This is a genomic window from Variovorax durovernensis, assembly GCF_977011995.1.
Window position 1 is genome coordinate 1,437,425 of sequence record NZ_CDRNCW010000001.1, and the last position, 15,854, is coordinate 1,453,278.

Consider the following 15,854-nt stretch of genomic DNA (forward strand, 5'->3'; position numbering starts at 1 on the left):
CAGGAGTGATTGACGTGGCGACACTGAGTGTCATCAGGCGTTGGGCACTGCGAGAGCAACTGTCCATCCGAGAGATAGCCCGGCGCACGGGCTTGTCTCGCAACACCATCCGCAAGTACCTTCGCGAGGGCGAGGCGGCGCCCAGCTACGCGAAGCGCATCAGCCCGAGCAAGCTCGACGCGTTCGCCGAGAAGCTCGGCGGCTGGCTCAAGAGCGAGGCGTCTAAGTCACGCAAGCAGCGGCGCACGCTCAAGCAGATGCACGCCGATCTGGTGGCGCTGGGCTACCAGGGCTCCTACAACCGCGTGGCGGCCTTTGCACGAGCGTGGCATGCGCATCTCCACGAGGTCCAGCAGACGACCGGGCGCGGCACCTTCGTGCCTCTGGCCTTCGGTCCCGGCGAGGCATTCCAGTTCGACTGGAGCGAGGACTGGGCCGTCATCGCTGGTGAACGCACCAAGCTGCAGGTGGCGCACTTCAAGCTCAGCCACAGCCGTGCGTTCATCGTGCGCGCCTACCTGTTGCAGACCCACGAGATGCTGTTCGATGCGCACAACCGGGCCTTCGAGGTACTCGGGGGCGTGCCTCGGCGCGGCATCTACGACAACATGAAGACCGCCGTGGACAAGGTACGCCGCGGCAAGGAGCGCGACATCAACGCGCGCTTCAGCGCCATGGTCAGTCACTACCTGTTCGAGGCCGAGTTCTGCAACCCGGCCTCGGGCTGGGAGAAGGGCCAGGTCGAGAAGAACGTGCGTGATGCGCGCCACCGGTTGTGGCAACCTGTGCCGGCGTTCGCCACGCTGGCGCTGCTCAACGACTGGCTGGAGGACCGCTGCAAGGCGCTGTGGGGCGAGATCGTCCACGGCAAGCTGCCAGGGACCGTAGCCGATGTCTGGGCGCAGGAACGGCCACTACTGTTGCAGATCCCCAGACCCTTCGATGGTTTCGTGGAACACACCAAGCGCGTCTCGCCCACCTGCCTGGTGCACTTCGAGCGCAACCGTTACAGCGTTCCGGCCTCCTACGCGAACCGGCCAGTGAGCCTGCGCGTGTACGCCGAACGCCTCGTCGTGGCGGCCGAGGGCCAGATCGTGTGCGAGCACACGCGCATCATTGACCGTCGCCACGACACCGCAGGTCAGACCGTCTACGACTGGAGGCACTACCTGGCAGTGCTGCAACGCAAGCCAGGAGCGCTCAGGAACGGAGCGCCCTTCAGCGAGCTGCCGCAGGGCTTCCGGCGGCTGCAGGCCGCGCTGCTGAAGCAGCCAGGCGGAGACCGCGAGATGGTGGAGATCCTGGCGCTGGTGCTGCACCACGACGAGCAGGCAGTGCTGACCGCGGTCGAACTGGCGCTGGAAGCCGGCGTGGCCAGCAAGACTCATGTGCTGAATGTGCTGCACCGACTGCTCGATGCCAAGCCCATTGCGCCGGCGCCTGTCACGGCACCGCAGGCACTGCGCCTGATGAACGAGCCGAAGGCCGATGTGCTGCGCTACGACACGCTCCGGGGGCGTGCCAGCGCTGCTGGCGGCCTGCGCGGGCCGCTGAACTCCAAGTCGAGTAGCCAGGAGGTGCGCCATGCGACATGACCCTGCCAGCGGCGCCATCGTGATCATGCTGCGCGAACTCAAGATGCACGGCATGGCCCAGGCCGTCGCGGAGCTGGCCGAGCAGGGATCGCCGGCCTTCGAGGCGGCCCAACCGATGCTCTCGCAGTTGCTAAAGGCAGAGACAGCCGAGCGGGAGGTACGCTCGGTGGCCTACCAGTTGAAGCTCGCTCGCTTCCCAGCCTATCGCGATCTCGCTGGCTTCGACTTCGCCAACAGCGAGGTCAACGAGGCGCTGGTGCGTCAGCTACACCGATGCGAGTTCATGGACGATGCGCAGAACGTGGTGCTCGTGGGCGGTCCGGGCACCGGCAAGACCCACATCGCCACGGCGCTGGGCGTGCAGGCCATCGAGCACCAACACCGCCGGGTGCGCTTCTTCTCGACGGTAGAACTGGTCAACGCACTCGAGCAAGAGAAGGCCAGTGGCAATCCCGGCCACATCGCGCACCGACTGATGTACGCGGACATGGTGGTGCTCGATGAACTGGGCTACCTGCCGTTCAGCGCATCAGGTGGCGCGCTGTTGTTCCATCTGCTGTCCAAACTCTACGAACGCACGAGCGTGGTGATCACAACCAACTTGAGCTTCAGCGAGTGGGCCAGCGTCTTCGGCGACGCGAAGATGACGACGGCGTTGCTGGACCGGCTCACGCATCACTGCCATATTCTGGAGACCGGAAACGACAGCTTCCGCTTCAAGCACAGCTCGGCTCAACCCGTTCAAGCAGTCCAACCTAAAAAGGAGAAAGCCAAGAACTTATCCACACCGTGAGCCGGCTGGCTCGCAAAGAGGGTGGGTCAATATTCGATGGAAATCGCGGGTCAGGATTCCATGGAACTCAACAGTGATGTCGAAAACTGTTGAAGGTTGGCCACGTATTCGGTCTGCAGGCGTATTTCTAGTTAATTCAGGGTTGCTGGCCGCCGGTCTTTTTAATCTCATCATCGGATGAATCTAAGCTTTCAAAGGTAATCAGTCGCTATCGACGGCATGCCTCGGCGCCGAACGGGCTGCAGCGGTCAACCGTGACTGCCTTGGTGAACCTGGTACATAGCCCGCAGACAGCTACGAAGCTCGATTCACAGAAGTCGTTGCAACCATGCCAGTTGAAGAAAATGTGCGGGCAGTGCTGCGGAGCGAAGTTGCTGAGTGGGGCCACGCTTTACACATCTGCATGTTGGACAGCGACTGCGCGATCCCGATGCCTGGTTTGCCCTGCCGAGATAAATGGCTGGCGCTGTAGTTGCGGCAACTTGGAGGCTGTGATTGATGGGAGGGATCCCGTGCATTCGTGGCGCTGCCCGCCCGTTGACCATGAGTAAAGCCGGGGATCCTATTGCCGGCCGGGCGCAGTCAGAGCCACCCAAAGCGATTGCAGCGTGAGGTCGGCCGCTCCAATCCTCCGTCGCAGTTCCTCGTTGACCACTCGCACGAGCGCACTGAGTTCGGTACGGGTCGGGCTGATTTCTTCCGTGTCGTTCAAGTGCTGCGAAGCGATGAGCTTTTCGAGACCTGCGTAGGCGCTCTGCAGTTCGTGCAGGCTGTCGATCTCATCGCATGCTTGCAGCGTGAGTGACTCAGCGGAAGTTTCGGGAAACGAGGGCGCGTGAGTGGATGCAGCCATGATCGGCCTCCAAGGGATTGCGGTTTACTGAAACCGCCGCATCCGAGACCCATCGAGGCTCGCCTGATGGTGCCGGAAGCTGCGGCTTGCGTCGCAGCGGGTTACTCGGGACGCCAATCCCGATCAGGCCTTTTGGGGCATGACGGGGCGGAGTATATCCACGCATCCCCGCTGCCAGACGCAAACGCCGTGTGCCGCCTCACATGCTCAGAGCGGATCCAGCGACCCGTCGTCAATCTGCTGCGCCTGCTGCGCGGCATGCCGCGAGCGCGCACGCCGCACCAGCAGCCCGATAAGCAGCGCCGCCGCCGCAGAGCCGGCCAATGCACCCGAGCTACCCAGCAACTGCGCAAGGCTGTCCACAGTCTCGACGCTGACCTGCTGGGCGTGGTGCACCAGCGCCACCATGTCGGCGGCATGCACGTTCTGCAGGTCGTCGATGCGCACGTTCAGGTCCTGCCCCGCGCTGCGGAAGCGGATCTTCGCGAAGATGCCGTTGGCAATCGCCACCAGCGAGAGCACGCCCAGTGGGCGCAGCAGTGTCTCCACGAGGCGGCGTCGGTCGTCGGTGGGGGCCGACTCGTACACCTGCGCCACCAGCGCGGGGATCGCCGTTTCGTCGGACGTGGGTTCGGGGGATCTGGATGCGGCCGTGTGGCCTATGGGTTGCGATGCATTGGATGCCATGGCGTCGTCTTCCTTTGCCTGCCGGAACCTGCATGTTCTGCCTGCAGCCAAGACGATTTGATGAACGGACCGTAAAGCTGGGTTGAATTTACGAAACCGCTGGTGGCGCAAAGGTGTCGTCGCGTGAGAAGGATTAGCCCGGCATTAGCGCCGGGCCGGTTCGTTCACTCGATCCTGAAGACGAACTCCTGGGTCGCCACGACTTCCGCATCGCCCGTGGTCTGGCACTCGTAGCGCATCACCGCCGAGCGCACCGCCGATTGGTAGACCTTGGGCCCGGAGAGAAAGCGCACCTCCGTCACGCGTCCGCCCTTGATGCGCACCTCGGCCTTGACGACGCCGCTGATGCCTTCATCCAGCGCCTTGCGCGGCATCTCGGGCTTCACCTGCCTGGGGCATGCCACCGCGATGTCGGTGGACACGGCCTGCGGCGGGGCGGGAGGCGCGGGCGGTGCCGGCGGCGCGGCGGGCGGCGGCGCCACCGGTTCGGTGCTCTGCACCGCGGTGATTGCGGGCGCGGTGCTCGGCGGCGGTGTCACCGCCGGCGGCGGCACGTAGGCCGGGCGCGGCGGCGGCGGTGCCTTCGGCGTCTCCTGCCGGATGATCTTCTTCGGTGGAGGCGGCGGGGGAGGGGGCGGCGGTGGCGGCACCTTCACTTCCGTGATGATGGTCGCGTCCATCGGCTTCTTGATCATCTCGATGGTCTTGCGCGCCAGGCCCGAGACGAGCGCGTAGCCCACCAGCACGTGGAACAGCACCATCACGCCGATGCCCACAGGGCCGAAGCGGGACTTGGGGTCGAAGTCGTTGGCGCGGCTCATGGGATGAACTGCTCCGAGCCCATGATGCCCAGCTTGGTCAGGCCGGAGCGCTGGGCCGAGGCCATCACGCCGGCCACCACGTCGTAGCGGGCCTGCTTGTCGGGGCGCAGGTGCACTTCAGGCTGCACGGGTTGTGCCGCGAGCTGCTCGAAGCGCCGCTCCACCTCGGACAGCTCGGCCACGGCCTCGCCGTTCCACAGCACGGTGCTGCGCTCGTCGATGTCCACGCGCAGCACCTCGGGCTTGATGTCGCTGGGCGGCGGGTTGCCGTTGGGCATGTTCAGGTTCACCGCGTGCAGCTGTATCGGGATGGTGATGATGAGCATGATCAGCAGCACCAGCATCACGTCGATCAGCGGCGTGGTGTTGATGTCCATCATGGGCTCGTCGGTGGGGGTGCCGCTGCGGCGCCCCTGCTTTTCTTTTCGCATGGCTGTGTGTTCTCAGTTGCGCGCGGGCGGCTCGGTGATGAAGCCGACCTTGACGATGCCGGCCGACTGGCACGCATAGATGATCTTTCCCACTGGCTCGTACACCGAGTGCCAGTCGCCGCGGATGTGCACCTCGGGCTGCGGGTTGAGGGCGGCCACTTTCTTCAGCCGCTCGGCCAGGTTGTTCACGTCGCGCACCGGCGTGTCGTACCAGTAGATGCGCCCGGCCGTGTCCACCGACAGCACGATGGTGTCGGGCTTGCTCTCGCGCACCTCGTTGCGCTGCTTCGGCACCTCCACGGGCACCGAGTAATTGACCACCGGGATGGTGATGAGGAAGATGATCAGCAGCACCAGCATCACGTCGACCAGCGGCGTGGTGTTGATGGCCGCGATGGCCTGTTCCTCGTCGCCGCCGCCGGATGGGATGTTCATCGCCATGGTGTGGCTCGCTTCGCGTGCGGTGGTGGCGCGGTGCTCAGGCGGTGGCCCGGCCCGACAGGATCACGGAGTGCAGCTCGCCGCTGAATTCGCGCACGTCGTCCATCACCGTGATGTTGCGGCGCAGGAGCCAGTTGTAGCCCAGCACCGCAGGCACGGCCACGGCCAGGCCGATGGCGGTCATGATGAGCGACTCGCCCACCGGCCCGGCCACCTTGTCGATCGACGCCTGGCCCGCAATGCCGATGGCGGTGAGCGCGTGGTAGATGCCCCAGACGGTGCCGAACAGGCCCACGAAAGGCGCCGTGGAGCCAACGGTGGCCAGCAGCGACATGCCGTTGCTCAGGCGCCGGTTCACGCGTTCAGTGGCGCGGTGGATGCACAGGTCGACGAAGTCGGCAAAGTCGACCTTGCCGCGCAGGCCGTCATGCTTGCGCGTGGCATGCACGCCCGCATCGGCGATGAAGCGGAAGGGGCTGCCTTCGGCGAGCTTGGCGGTGCCGGCCTGCACGCTGCCTTCGTTCCAGAACTCGTTGTCGACTTCCTTCGCCTGCCGGCCCATGCGCAGCTGCTCGAGCAGCTTGGTGACGATGACGTACCAGCTGCCCATCGACATGATCGCGAGGATGGCCAGCACGGCCTTGGCCACCAGGTCGCTCTGCGCCCAGAGCGCGCCGATGCCGTAGGGGTTGTCGACCTTGGTGGCCGCTGCCGCCGGCACCGCGGCCGGCGCCGTGGGTGTGGCGGTGGGCGCAACTGCCGGTGCCGGTGCGGGTGCGGGTTCCGGCGTGGCCTGGGCGTTGGCGGCGTTCGGCGCGGCGGTCAGGCAAAGCGCCAGGGCGAGCGGAGCGGCCACTGCCATCAGCTTCGCGAAAAAGGTCTTCATCATGTTTGACTCCAAAAAACAAAACGGAGGGCAATCGGGGCGCACGGTCAGGCCGCGCGCCAGCCGAGGGCCTTGCCCCACACGGCGTACACGCTCGCACTGCTGCCGCGCACGACGTGGTAGCGGTCGTAGGGGGCCGCGGTCATGCAGGCGTGATGCGGAAGAATGCGCACGCGGCTGCCGATGGGCAGTGCTTCGAACATGGCCTGCAGGTCGTCGTCGCCATCGCCTTCGATGGCGATCAGGCCGTGCTCCTGGTGCAGCTCGGCCACGCGCAGGCCGGGCAACGGCGTGGTGCCGTCCGCGCGGCACACCAGCCCGAAGCCCAGGCCGCCGCGGAACTCGGCCGCCGACTCGTCCTTCGACAGCGCGAGCGCGCCAGCGTCGATGAGCACGCGGCGCGAGCGTGGGTTGTGGCCGATCACCGTGGCCAGCACCGACAGCGCGATGTCCTCGATGCCGCAGATGCCGCGCGCGGCCTGGTCCAGGTCGAAGAAGGTGTAGACGCCGGGGCGCATTTCGGTGACGCCGTCTAGCCGCTCGGCGCACACCGCGGTCGGCGTGGCGCCCACGCTGACCACATCCACCGTGAAGCCTGCCGCTCGAAGGCACTCGGCGGCACGCACCGCGCCTGCGCGCTCGGCTTCGGCAATGGCGCGGATCGAGTCCAGCCCCTCGGCGTGGTAGCTGTGGCCGGCGTGGGTGAGCACGCCGGCCAGCGTCAGCGATTCACTGCGTTGCACTTCGGCCGCGATGGCGAGCAGCGTCTCTTCATCGTCGGGCGATACACCGCCGCGGCCGCCGCCGGTGTCGACCTCGATCAGCAGGCCGAAGCTCGCGCCCAGGGCGCGCGCACGCGCGGCCACCGCCCGCACCGCACCAACGCAGTCCGCGAGCAGGTTCACGCGGGCGCCGTGCATGCGCTGCACGCGATGCAGCGCGTCGATCTTGCCGGCGCTGATGCCCACCGCGTAGGTCAGGTCCAGGAAGCCGTAGCGCGCGAAGTAGTCGGCCTCGGCCACGGTGGACACGGTGATGGCGCCGCTGTGCCCACGGGTGGCCAGGCGCGCCACCTCTGCCGACTTGGAAGTCTTCAGGTGCGGGCGCAGCGCCACGCCGTGCCGCGCCGCGCGCTGCGCCATCGCATCGCAGTTGCGTTCGAGGACTGCGCTGTCGAGCAGCAGCGCCGGCGTGTTCAGCTCGGCCAGCGCCGTGTGCGAGAGCTGCGTCATCGGGCGCATCCGAGCTCCGCCATGACCCAGTCGACTTCTTCGGCAATGCGGTTCACGAAAGGCGGCAGCACCACCAGCGTCATGTGCTCGGCGCCTTCGATGCGATGCAGGCGGCTTCGCTTCGACAGCGCCGCATGCGCCTCCTGGTACTCGGGCCAGCGCCGCTGCACTTCGGCGCCTTCCTCGGCACCTGGCGGCAGCTTCGGCATGACCGTGGCCGACAGCACGGACAGCGGCCGCGTGCCCAGGTCCGGCGACGCGCCTGCCTGCCGGGCTACGTGCTGGAGGCCTTCATGTTCCTTCATCATCGTGTCGACGGTTTCCGGCGTGTAGTTCGCGGCCATCTGCCGCAGCACATGGGGCATGTCGGCAAAGATGGCCTGGACCGGCGCGAACTCCGGCGGCGGCAGGCCGCCGGCCTGGAACTCAGCGCGCTTCTTGCGCTCCGGCGCCAACGTTTCCGCCGGCAGGCCCTGGAACGCTTCGAACTGCTCCGGATGGCTGGAGTCGAGCATCACGACGCCGGCCACCTGCTCCGGATACAGGCCGGTGTAGATGCGGTTCAGCAGGCCGCCGAGCGAATGGCCGATCAGCACGATCGGGCCGGTCACGCCGGCCGCGGCCAGCAGCGCATGCAGATGCTGCGCGTTGCGCTTTCCGTCGAAGGGCGCGTCGTCTGCCTCGCTCCAGCCCATGCCGGCGCGGTCGTAGCTGATCACCGGGTACTTGGCCGACAGCGCCTTCTGCAGGCGTGCGTAGATCGCAGAGGCGCAGCCGCCGCCGGCTTCGAGCACCAGCGTGGGATGCGACGCACTGGCCGGCGCGGGGCCGCTGCGCTGCAGGTGCATCTTGCGGCCGTCGACGGTGTACACCTCGCCCGGCGCGGGCATGCCGCGCCCGTCCAACGACGGTGGCAACGCACCGGCGGCGCGCTTCGGCTCTTCCACGCGCGGCCAGTAGTCGAGGTCGCGCACGCGGTACGGCAGGTTGGCGAAGTCGGTGCTCAGCGCGGCAGGTGTCGACACGTACAACACCGACTTGGCAATAGGCCCGAACTCCGCATGGAAGTGCTGCGCCGACTTCACCACGACCAGCTTCTTGGCCGCCAGGTCGATGCCCAGGCCCGTGAAGAGGTCGGACCCGATGACCTGGTTGCGCTTGCTGATGAGCACGATGTCCACGCCGTTCGCTGCCTGCACCCATACGCAGGGGCCCATGGGCGTGTGGTTGCCGGGCACGAGGCCGCGCTGCGAATGCGCTTCCCGCACGGCCTTGACGGTCACGTGCAGGTCGATCGGGTCGCCCGAGGCCGGGCCGCACTTGCCGCCCAGCCGCAGCTCGAAGCTGGCGCCGACGCCCGCGTCGCGGCACAGTTGCACCGCGCCCAGGTCCCAGACGCCGCCGAAGGCCACGTTGCCGATGCCGCGCTCGATGATCGCGCGCAGCACGAAGGTGCTGTCGCTGGTGGCGCCGCCGCCGGCGTTGTCGGCCGTGTCGGCGATCACCACCGGGCCGCCTTGCGTGGCCATGGCCCGCTCCAGCGTCTCGTCGATGGAGAGCGAAGGCACGCCGGTCTGGTGGCGCAGCTCCCAGAACTCGCGGCCCAGTTCATCGGCCAGCTTGGCGGCCAGCGCGGGGTCGTTGTCCGTCACCACCCACAGCTTGGCGCCGGACTCCTGCACGTCGGCCCAAGGGAAGCCATGGCCCAGCGACACCGACAGCACGCCGGGCAGCTTCTCGCAGGCTTCCATGCGGCGCACGAAGCCGGCCATGGGTTCGCGCGTGGTGTGCCACTTGCCCACCATGCGGCAGTCGTGCACGGCCGTGACCGGCTGCACGCGGCCTTGCGCGGTGTCCACCACGATGCGGACCAGCTCCTGCAGGCGGTCCAGCGCGTCGGTGTGCGGATATTCCTTGTAGCAAATGATCACGTCCGACTCGGTCAGCATCTGCTGCGTGAAGTGGCAGTGCAGGTCGAGCGACACGCCGATGGTCACCTTCGGGCCGACGATGGCGCGCACCCGCGAGATCAGATCGCCTTCGCAGTCGTCGTAGCCGTCGGCCACCATGGCGCCGTGCAGCACCAGGATCACGCCGTCCACCGGGCCGGCCTTTCGCAGGTCGTCCAGGATCTCGTCGCGCAGGCTTTCGTACACGGGGCGCACGGTGCGCCCCAGCGGCTGCGCGAAGGCCAGCAGGCTCTCGACCAGCTCGTGGCCTTCGGCGGCCAGCTGCTTGCGCACTTCCACCGCGAACATGCCGTAGCCGGATGCATCGCGCGTGCTGGAGTCGCCGTGGAAGATGCCGTATTCCTCGAAGCTGCCCAGCCCGGTGGGTGCGGAGACGAAGGTGTTGGTTTCGGTGGCGAAGAGGGTGGTGAAGAACTTCATGCGCGTTGCTCCTGGCGTGCGAGTTGGATGTTCCGGGTGCGCAGGGTGCTCAGCCGCAGTCCCGTGACCCGGCCCTCCTTGCGCTCCACGTTGAGGACCGATTTGCCCATCTGGCTCAGCACCGGGTCGGTCGAGACGAGCGTCATCACGTCGGCCGACAGCGGCGTCAGCACGCAGGCGTGCTGGCCGTGGCGACCATGCACCGTGAGCAGCAGCCTGCCGCCGACCAGCGCCATCTGCGCGGTGGCGTCGAGGTCGGCGCTGGTGTAGTCGCCGCACAGCTGTTCAGCCAGCGAGGCGACATCGGGCGCGGCGCCTGCCAGTCGCTCGAAGCGGCGCGGTTGCCCACCTTCGTGCAGCACCAGCGTGTCGGGCGCGCGCTGCGGATCGATGTCGCTGGCGTCGAGCACGAGGTCGTTGACCGGCAGGTCCTGCAGGCCCAGCCACAGCTTGCCTTCGCCCTGATGCATAGGCTTTGCCTCGCCGGCCTGCCACGACATGCACAGCCGGCCCGAGACATCGGAAAAGCCCATCACGCTGCCGGTGGACGGCTCGTGGTAGTTCTGGCCGATGAGCGCGGGGAAGGCGCTGGCCTGGGGGCGCACTTCAGGCGGCTGCAGCGCGTCGCCCAGCAGCAGCTCGACCACCTTGAGGGCCAGCGGCGACGGGGCCACCGCGGCGCCGTTCACCATGACGATGATGTCCAGCCCATGGCTGGGCACGCTGAGCATCTGCGACTGGGCGCCGAGCACCGCACCGGCGTGGTGGACGATCTCGACCCCGCGGTAGGGATGGCGCGCCAGCCCGAAGCCGTAGGTGACCTTTGAACCCGACGACAGCGTGGTGGGTTCTGACAGCATGGCCCAGCTCTTCGGGCTGCCCACGATCTTCTCGCTGCTGCGCATGTGCGCGAGCCAGCGCAGCATGTCGTCCACCGTCGACACCAGCGAGCCGCCGCCGTCGAGTTCGCACGGGTACAGCCCGCGTTGCCATCCGCCGCGCGGCGACGGGATGTAGAGGCCGGACAGGCCGGGAACCACGTCGAGATCGGTCGCGACCGACGCGGTGTCGGGCATGCCCAGCGGCCCGAAGAGGCGCGCCTTCAGGAAGTCGTTGTAGCTCTGTCCGCTCACGCGCTCGATGATCTTCGCCAGCAGGAAGTAGCCGCCGTTGCTGTAGACCATCTGCGTGCCGGGCTCGAAGTTCAGCTCGCTCTGGCGGACCATAGAGGGCAGCCCTGGGCCGGGCTGCGTGAACGTGAGGCCGTGCGCGATGGCCCACAGCTCGTCGTGGCCGCGCCAGCCGCTGGTGTGGGTCAGCAGGTGGCGCAGCGTGGGGCCGTTGGCGCTGAGCTGCGGCATCTCGGGCAGGTGCTTTTGCACCGCGTCGTCGATGTCGAGCAGGCCGTCTTCCGCCAGCAGCAGGATGGCCATTGCCGTGAAGTGCTTGCTGGTGGAGGCGATGCGCATGCGCGTGGTCGGCGTGTTGGCCACGCCCATTTCCAGGCTGGCCATGCCGACCGCGCGGCGATACAGCAGGCGGCCGTTGCGCGCGATGCCGATGACCATGCCGGGTGCGTCGCTGCGGCTGAAGGGCGCCACCAGTGCGTCGATGGCGGCCAGCGCGGCTGCCTCCGCGGCGGCTGGCGAAGATGGGGTGTCAGGTAATGAAGGCGAGGGTTGTTGTGGCATGGAAGGACAACGAAAGAGGGAGGGAAGAAATAAGAAAGCCGGGCGGGCTCAGGTGGGCCGCGCCGCACGCATCAGGCGCACGAACGGGCCTTCGGTGGCGCGCAGCACCATGGCGCCCATGACACCGCCGATCAGCGTCGTGGCGACGATGGCCACCGCCAGCCCGTTGGGCACCGACTTGAGGGCGTCCGACAACATGCCGACCACCAGCGGCCCCACCACGCCGAACGGCAGGCCGGCCACGGAGAGCAGCGCGATGGTGCGGGCGCGCAGGTGCGGAGGCGCCGCGTCCTGCAGCACGTTGGGCAGCAGCACCGCGCCGCTGATGAGGGGCACGACCAGCAGGGCCAGCAGCGTGAAAGCGTCGGTGGCCGAACGCGTGAAGAGCAGCAGCGACGACAACAGCGCGGCCGTGAGATTGCCCAGCATGATGATGCGCAGCGCGGCGGCCGGCCCCATGCGTGGCTGCACGTAGCGCATTGCCGCCACGCCCAGCAGGCCGCCGATCACCGTGCCGCACAGAAAGGCAATGCCCATGCCTTGCCCCATCTGCGCCGGCGTGACGCCGTACTGGCGCGCCGCCATGATCGGCAGCCAGGTGCCGATGGAGCTCATGCCGATGCTCGCCAGGCCCGCGCCGATCACCAGGCCCGCGAAGGTGCGCCAGTGCTGGCGCAGGTGGTCGCGGAAGCTGATGGTGCTGACGGCATCGTCAACATCGTCGGCAGCGGCTTGAATGGCGGCGGGTGCGGCTGCGGGCATTGCGCCAGCCGCCGGAGAAACAGGCTGCGCGCCCCCGCGCCGGGTGCGGCGGATCGACAGCACCAGCAGCGTCACCGGGATGCCGGCGGAGGCCATCACGAAGAAGGTCAGCCGCCATGCCTCCAGCTGCTGCATCGATGCGGGCAGCCAGTGCCGCAGGTCGTCCGTCAGGTGCACCACGGTGCCGCCCAGCAGGGCGCCCAGTGCACTGCCGAAGATGGCCGAGAGCGCGAACACCGCGTTGGCGAGTACCCGCTGCGCGCGCGGGAACAGGTCGGGGATCATGCTGTTGGTGATGGGCCCGAGGCCGGCTTCGCCCACGCCCAGGCCGATGGAGGCGATGAACAGCACGCCGTAGTCCATGGCGGTGCCGCGCATGGCCGTGGCGGCACTCCACAGCAGCACGCAGGCGGCCAGCACCACGCGCCTGTCGTAGCGGTCGCTGAGCCAGCCCAGGGGCAGCGTGGCGATGCCGGTGAACAGCACGATGCCAGCGCCCTGCAGCAGCCCCAGTTGCGTGTCGGAGAGCGACAGCGCAATGCGCATCGGCTCCGTCAGCAGCGTGAGGATGACCTTGTCGATCGAGCCCAGCACCGTCGCGATGACCAGCACCGCCAGCGCGTACCAGGCGCTGGCTGGTGCTTTTCTTGCCGTTTCGGGCGCGGCGGCGCTCGCCGCATCCGGCGGCAACGCGGCCGCCAGCGGATTGACGCTCGACATCTCAGAACGGAACGTTGACGGCCAGGCCGACGGTGCGCGACGGTGTCAGCGCCGCCTGCACCAGGTTCGGGTTCGCCGTCAGGCCGGTGTCGATCGACAGGAAGCCGCGCTTGTTCGTCAGGTTGCGCACATAGGCCGAGAGGCTGAAGCGCTGGAAGTCGATGCCCGCCTGCAGGTCGACCAGCGTGTACGCCGGCATCTTGATGCTCGGAATGGTCGAGCTGCCGGCGTAGCCCGCGTCGCGCTTGCCGGTGTAGCGTGCGCTGACGCCGAAGTAGGCCGGGTGCTCGGCAATGCTGAAGTTGCGCGTCACGCCCAGCGTGGTCGCGAAGCGCGGGGTCTGCGGCAGGCGGGTGCCCGCCTTGGCGTCCAGGCCCTTGGCGTCCTCGGTCAGGCGCGCATCGATGAGCGCGGCGTTGGCTGTGAAGCGCCACTCCTTGCTGGGCTTCCAATTGAGCGTGAGCTCACCGCCCTTGACGCGGGCGCCACCGGCGTTGGTAACGAACACGAAGCCGCCGCTCCTGGTGGGCTGCTGCACGTCGCGCCATTCGATGTCGTAGAGCGCGGCTTCCAGCGACAGCTTGCGGTCCAGCAGGTCGGCCTTGTAGCCGAGTTCGTAGCTCCACAGCGAGTCGGACTTGAACATCGGCTGCACGATGTTGCGGTCGGTGTCGGCCTTCAGCACGTTCGGGCCGCCGGGGCGGTAGCCGCTCGCCGCGCGGAAATACACGTTGCTGGTCTCCGACAGCGTGTACTTGGCCGCGGCGAGGTATGTGGTGGGGCTTTCCGACGAGGTGCCGCTGGCGTTGGCATCGACCGGGCCGACCAGCGTGCCCGACTGCTTGCTGGCGTAGCGCTGGTTGTTGCGCGCCAGCCGCATGCCACCGGTGAACGAAAGCGCGGGCGTCACGTTCCAGGTGACGTCGCCATAGAAGGCCTCCTCGCGGTAGCGCGAAGTCTGCGTCGACGTCAGGAAAGTCTTGCTGCCCAATCCGCCGCTCAGGTTCGCACTGAGGGTGCCGTCGTTGGAGCCGCGTTCGCGGTTCAGGTAGATGCCGGCCAGCCACTCGATGGCGGTGCCCGAGCGCGAGGTCAGGCGGAACTCCTGGCTCACGCGGTGCTGCTCCACGGTGCTGGCCAGCGGCGCCGAGGCGGCCGACAGGCGCAGCGCTGCGAGCGCCGGCGCGTAGAGGGCGGTGAGGTCGACGGAGTTGGTGATCTTCACGTCCTGCGCGGAGGTGATCGAGTTCAGGCGCGCCCAGCCGAAGTCGTACTCCACGTCCAGGCCGAACAACTGCGACTGGTTGTGGTAAGGCTCGCGGCCGGACAGCTGGCGCGTGCGGTCGAGCCCCCACGGGCGAAGGGTCCGCTTGTCGATGTCCTCGAAGCCCAGGCCCTGGCGATGCACGTCCTGCACCATGCCCGTCAGGCGCACCGTCAGTTCCTTCGTGGGCGTCAGCAGCACGGAGACCCGGCCGCCGTCGGTATGGCCGCGGTCGATGTTGCGCCCCCGTGCCGGGCCGGACGCGTTGTAGCTGCCGCCGAGCTGGTCGGTGAAGGCGGCGAAGCGCACTGCCGCCACGTCTTCCTTGATCGGCACGTTGAGCACCGCACCGGTCGTGAAGCCCGGGCCGCCGCCCTGCGTCCACGAGGTGCCGAATTTCACCGAGCCCGCGAACTCCATCGTGTCGGGCTGGTTGGTCACGTACTTGAGCACGCCGCTCATGGCGCCGGCGCCGTACAGCGTGCCCTGCGGGCCGCGCAGCACCTCGATGTGGTTCAGGTCGAGCATGCCCATGTCCAGCGGCGTGAAGCCGGCGAGCGCGCCGGACGAGCTCAGCCCCGTGGCCACGTCGTCGACATACACGCCGACGGTCGCGATGCCCTGCACGGGGCCGGTGGTCAGCCCGCGCATGGTCAGGATGCCGCCCACGCTGCCGCTGCTCGTCATGGTCACGCCAGGCTGCTCGGCCACGTAGTCGGCCAGGTTCTTGGCGCCGGCGCGCTCCAGCGTTTCGGCCTTCATCACGTTGACCTGCATCGGCACTTCGCGCACCGGCTCGCGGCGGCGCGTGGCCGTGACGGTGACGCTGTCGAGCGACTGGGGCTCGTCGGTGGTCGGCCTTGCCACGACGGGCGCTGCGGTGTAGATCACGATCGCGCCGTCGTCGCCGCGGCGCGTGAGCAGCGGCGTGCCTTCGAGAATGCGAGACAGCGCTTCCTGCGGCGGCAGCGCGCCCTTCACGCCGCGCGTGACCATGCCCTTCACGTCGTCGACCTTGTAGATCAGCTGCACGCCGCCCTGCGCGATGTAGGCGTCGAGCGCCGCCTTCAGGTCGCCGGCGCCGACGTCGAAGACCTGTTGCGCCTGGACTTGCGACTGGGCCTGCGCCATCAGGGGCAGGCCGGTCATCAATGCACACGTGCCGCCGATGACCCAGTGGCGGATCGCCACCGGAAGGCCCGCCGGCCTGCTTTTTTTCTTCGGCTTCTTCTTGGAGGGCAGGCTTGCGGCTTGCTCGATTCGGTTCATGGGTGTCGGTCTCCAGTGT

General features: G+C 67.8%; 13 protein-coding genes and 1 pseudogene. 2 read left to right on the forward strand and 12 right to left on the reverse strand.

All coding sequences use genetic code 11. The features are described 5' to 3' along the window. Window positions 1–5 precede the first annotated feature (5 nt). Both istA and istB read left to right on the forward strand, forming a co-directional pair. Complete coding sequence (gene istA / locus ACWV14_RS06820; RefSeq protein WP_454901620.1) at window positions 6–1,595, forward strand: IS21 family transposase; 1,590 nt, start codon at window positions 6–8, stop codon at window positions 1,593–1,595. Then, the gene (gene istB / locus ACWV14_RS06825) at window positions 1,585–2,388 is read left to right on the forward strand and encodes an IS21-like element helper ATPase IstB (RefSeq protein ID WP_454901618.1); all 804 of its coding nucleotides are present in this window, start codon (window positions 1,585–1,587) and stop codon (window positions 2,386–2,388) included. Before istA ends, istB begins: the two co-directional genes overlap by 11 nt. 562 nt (window positions 2,389–2,950) lie before the next feature. Here the strand turns inward: istB and ACWV14_RS06830 are convergent. From ACWV14_RS06830 to ACWV14_RS06885, 12 genes and pseudogenes are all read right to left on the reverse strand, one after another. After that, a complete protein-coding gene (locus ACWV14_RS06830) occupies window positions 2,951–3,241 on the reverse strand; it encodes a hypothetical protein (RefSeq protein ID WP_454907582.1) in 291 nt (96 codons plus the stop codon). A gap of 207 nt (window positions 3,242–3,448) precedes the next feature. Next, window positions 3,449–3,928, reverse strand: coding sequence for a hypothetical protein (locus ACWV14_RS06835; RefSeq protein WP_454907581.1), 480 nt, complete (start codon window positions 3,926–3,928; stop codon window positions 3,449–3,451). A 164-nt stretch (window positions 3,929–4,092) separates the two neighbouring features. Continuing rightward, window positions 4,093–4,749 carry an energy transducer TonB gene (locus ACWV14_RS06840; RefSeq protein WP_454907580.1) on the reverse strand — a complete coding sequence of 219 codons (657 nt, stop codon included), beginning with the start codon at window positions 4,747–4,749 and terminating at the stop codon, window positions 4,093–4,095. After that, entirely contained in the window at window positions 4,746–5,180 is a 435-nt protein-coding gene (locus ACWV14_RS06845; protein ID WP_454907579.1) for an ExbD/TolR family protein, read from the reverse strand. Before ACWV14_RS06845 ends, ACWV14_RS06840 begins: the two co-directional genes overlap by 4 nt. Window positions 5,181–5,192: 12 nt before the next feature. Then, entirely contained in the window at window positions 5,193–5,621 is a 429-nt protein-coding gene (locus tag ACWV14_RS06850; protein WP_422085208.1) for an ExbD/TolR family protein, read from the reverse strand. A gap of 37 nt (window positions 5,622–5,658) precedes the next feature. Continuing rightward, complete coding sequence (locus ACWV14_RS06855; RefSeq protein ID WP_454907578.1) at window positions 5,659–6,507, reverse strand: MotA/TolQ/ExbB proton channel family protein; 849 nt, start codon at window positions 6,505–6,507, stop codon at window positions 5,659–5,661. A 47-nt stretch (window positions 6,508–6,554) separates the two neighbouring features. Then, the gene (locus ACWV14_RS06860) at window positions 6,555–7,739 is read right to left on the reverse strand and encodes an alanine racemase (RefSeq protein ID WP_454907577.1); all 1,185 of its coding nucleotides are present in this window, start codon (window positions 7,737–7,739) and stop codon (window positions 6,555–6,557) included. After that, window positions 7,736–8,629, reverse strand: a complete 894-nt coding sequence (locus ACWV14_RS06865) for an alpha/beta fold hydrolase (RefSeq protein WP_454912822.1) — start codon at window positions 8,627–8,629, stop codon at window positions 7,736–7,738. Before ACWV14_RS06865 ends, ACWV14_RS06860 begins: the two co-directional genes overlap by 4 nt. Window positions 8,630–8,689: 60 nt before the next feature. Then, window positions 8,690–10,129: pseudogene (locus ACWV14_RS06870) on the reverse strand (M81 family metallopeptidase); the annotation flags it as partial. Beyond that, the gene (locus ACWV14_RS06875; RefSeq protein ID WP_454907576.1) at window positions 10,126–11,820 is read right to left on the reverse strand and encodes a serine hydrolase domain-containing protein; all 1,695 of its coding nucleotides are present in this window, start codon (window positions 11,818–11,820) and stop codon (window positions 10,126–10,128) included. The gene ACWV14_RS06875 and the pseudogene ACWV14_RS06870, both read right to left, overlap by 4 nt. Before the next feature lie 48 nt (window positions 11,821–11,868). Next, window positions 11,869–13,302, reverse strand: a complete 1,434-nt coding sequence (locus ACWV14_RS06880; RefSeq protein ID WP_454907575.1) for an MFS transporter — start codon at window positions 13,300–13,302, stop codon at window positions 11,869–11,871. 1 nt (window position 13,303) lies between these two features. Next, complete coding sequence (locus tag ACWV14_RS06885) at window positions 13,304–15,835, reverse strand: TonB-dependent receptor domain-containing protein (protein ID WP_454907574.1); 2,532 nt, start codon at window positions 15,833–15,835, stop codon at window positions 13,304–13,306. Between the last annotated feature and the right edge of the window lie 19 nt (window positions 15,836–15,854).